This window comes from Ornithinibacter sp. (genome assembly GCF_035443565.1).
Classification (GTDB): Bacteria; Actinomycetota; Actinomycetes; order Actinomycetales; family Dermatophilaceae; genus Fodinibacter.
Genome location: NZ_DAORSO010000008.1, coordinates 42,617 through 45,798, shown reverse-complemented (window position 1 = coordinate 45,798; position 3,182 = coordinate 42,617). Strand labels below are relative to the sequence as shown.

Annotated in this window: 2 protein-coding genes; both read right to left on the bottom strand. The window is 73.8% G+C overall.

What is annotated here, in order from left to right; translation table 11 throughout:
* Nucleotides 1–2,593: DNA polymerase III subunit alpha (gene dnaE / locus PLL68_RS02340; RefSeq protein WP_324531288.1), on the bottom strand; the 2,593-nt coding region annotated here is incomplete at its 3' end.
* A 49-nt stretch (nucleotides 2,594–2,642) separates the two neighbouring features.
* Nucleotides 2,643–3,182 (bottom strand): SAV_6107 family HEPN domain-containing protein (locus PLL68_RS02335; protein WP_324531279.1); only part of this gene is annotated, 540 nt, incomplete at its 5' end.

Genomic DNA, 3,182 nt, shown 5'->3' with positions numbered 1-3,182 from the left:
TGGAGGCGTTGACGTCGAGGCCGAGGATCGGGATGCCGAAGGATCGGGCGTCGTCGAGCAGCAGCCGCTTGGGGTACATGCCGGGGTCGTGGGTGAGGATGCCGGCGAGGAAGGCCGCCGGGTGGTGGGTCTTCAGCCACGCCGAGTGGAAGGTCGGCAGGGCGAAGGCCGCGGCGTGGGCCTTGCAGAACCCGAAGCTCGCGAACGACTTCAGCACCTCCCAGATGCGGTCGCGGTCCTCAGCGGTGTAGCCCCGGGCGGCGGCCGCGGGGCGCCACCACGCCTCGACGTCGACCTGGCCCTGCGGGGTGCCCATGCTGCGGCGCACCTCGTCGGCCTGGGCCAGGCTCACCCCGGTCGTCTCGGCGACGATGACCAGCACCTGCTCGTGGAAGACGACGACGCCCTCGGTCTCCTCCAGCGCCGGGATCAGGCTGGGGTGGATGAACCGGCGCGTGCTCCACCCGTGGCGGCTGTTGAGGAACGGGGTGATCATGTCGGACTTGACCGGGCCCGGCCGGAACAGCGAGATGTCGACGATGAGGTCGTCGAACCGGCGCGGCCCGAGCTTGCCGATGAGCTCGCGCTGCCCCGGGCTCTCGATCTGGAACATCCCCAGGGTGCGGGTGGTGCGGATCAGCTCGTAGGTGGCTGGGTCCTCGTGGGGCACCTGCTCCTCGTCGTCGAGGTCGATGTGCTCCCCGCTCACCCGCTCGACCTCGGCGACCGCGTGGGCCATCGCCGACTGCATGCGGATGCCGAGCACGTCGAGCTTGAGGAAGCCCAGGGTCTCGACGTCGTCCTTGTCGAACTGGCTCATCGGGAACCCCAGCCAGCTCGCCTCGACCGGGGTGCGGTCGAGCAGGCCCGAGTTGGACAGCACGATGCCGCAGGGGTGCAGCGCGATGTGGCGCGGGAGACCGTCGAGGGCCTCGACGAGGTCGAAGAAGGCCGCCATGCGAGGGCTGTCGAGGCCGCGGCTGCGCAGTTCGGGCAGGTCGGCGATGGCGTGGCGGGCGTCCTTGGCGCGGATGTGCGGGAACGCCTTGGCGATCTCGTCGACCTCGGTGGGGGGCAGCCCGAGCGCGGCGCCGACGTCGCGCACGGCGTGGCGCACCTTGTAGGTGTCCATCATCGACACACACGTCACCCGCTCACCGCCGAACCGGGTGAGCACGGCCTCGTAGATCTCGGTGCGCCGGGCCGACTCGACGTCGACGTCGATGTCGGGCAGTTCGGCGCGCAGCGGGGAGCAGAACCGCTCCATGAGCAGCCGGTGGCGGATCGGGTCGACCCCGCTGATGCCCAGGAGGTGGTTGACCAGGCTGCCGGCGCCCGAGCCGCGGGCGGCCACCCGCACCCCGCGGGCCCGGATGAGGTCGGTGACCTCGGCGACGGTGAGGAAGTACGTGGGGTAGCCCAGGGTCTCGATGACGGCCAGTTCCTCGTCGAGCCGGTCGAGCACCACCTGTCGCTCGGCCTCCCCGGCCCCCGGGTAGCGGCGGGCGACCCCGTCGCGACAGCGCTGCGCGAGCACCGCCATGGGGTCGTCGGCGGCGCTGAGGCCGAGCACCTGCGCCTCGGGCAGGTGCACCGCCCCGATGCCGAGGTCGGGCCGGGCCTGCTGGGTGCACTCGGCCGCGACGAGGGCGGTCATCGCGACGAGGCGATCGGCACGGGAGCGGTCTCCCCCGGTGACCTCGAGGGCGTTGGCGCGCATCTGCGCGGTGCTCGCGAGGTGCCCGGAGTCGGTGACCCGGTCGAGGTGGCGCGAGTCGAGGACGACGAGGCGGCGGGCGGCGTCGAGCAGGTCGACGGTGCGCACCTGGTCGGGGTCGACGTGGCGCACCGCGGCGGTGAGGACGGCGGGGATGCCGGCCGCGTCGGCGAGGGAGAGCAACCTGGCAGCGTGCGACCGGCATCCGGAGGTTCCTTCCGGACCACCGTGCAGCACCACCTCGACGGCGAGACCGTCACGGGGCAGCACCGTCTGCCAGGCCGCGAGCAGGTGCCGGGCGCGGTCTCGGCGACCCGCGAGGGCTGCCCGCCCGACGTCGGAGTCGGGGCCGAGCAGCACGAGCAGCCGACTCGGCCCACCTGCCTCCCCGACGTCGTGAGCCCAGGTGGCCAGCAGATCACGAGTGGTCACCGGGACCCCCCGCTCGCCGCGCAGGTGGGTCTGCGTGACGAGCCGGCACAGGGCAGCCCACCCCGCACCGGGCGCCACCCCGGCGACCTGGCCGCGGGCGAGCACGCTCACCCGTGGGCGGCGGGGGTCGACGATGGCCCCACCCCGCACGGGGGTGCGCGGGCGCTGGGGGTGACTCACGGCATCCGGTCTCGCACTGCCGTCCCAGGTGGAACGGCCAGCCGTGACGCCGCCGCCCGAACTGGAGCCTCCAACCGAACCACCGGTGCCCACGTCGACGGCGAGGTCGACCCCGAGGACCGGGTCGATGCCGGCCCGCCCGCACGCCGTGGCGAACTGCACCGCGCCGTAGAGCCCGTCACGGTCGGTGAGGGCCAGCGCACCCTGGCCGTGGGCGACGGCGCGCTCGACGAGCTCCTCGGGCATCGAGGCGCCGTAGCGCATCGAGAACCCCGAGGCGACGTGGAGGTGGGCGAACCCGTCCACGACGCACTCAGGCCGAGCGCACGGGCACGAGCCGCTGCGGGCGCTGCACCCCGGGCACCCCGAGGCGACGGGCCGCGAGGTCGACGAAGGTCTCGGCGTCCCGCAGCAGGTCGTCGGCCTCGCGGGCGCTGACCCGCACGAGCCCGGTCTCGACCCCGACCCGCTGCCCCGTGGACGCCGCGAAGCGCTGGGCCCACTCGGTGAGCTCCGGGGCGACCCGGGCGGTGAGCGCCCACACGTCGTGGGGTCCGTTGCCGCGAGCGGCCAAACCGGCACCGGGGTGGGTCGCCGCCCGGGCTGCGACGATCGCCGCCCCGGCGCGCAGGGCCGCGAGCGAGGCGGCGAGGTAGCGCGCCGATGCCGCCGAGGCGGCGTACCCGCTGGTCAGGGACTCTCGGGACCGGTCGAGGAGGTCCAGGGTGGTCGCGGCGTGGCTCATCGGGGGCTCCTCGAGATGGTTCATCGGATGCTGCGTGCTCGGTGCGGTGTCGATCGGTGCGGTGTCGATCGGTGCGGTGTCGATCGGTGCGGTGTCGATCGGTGCGGT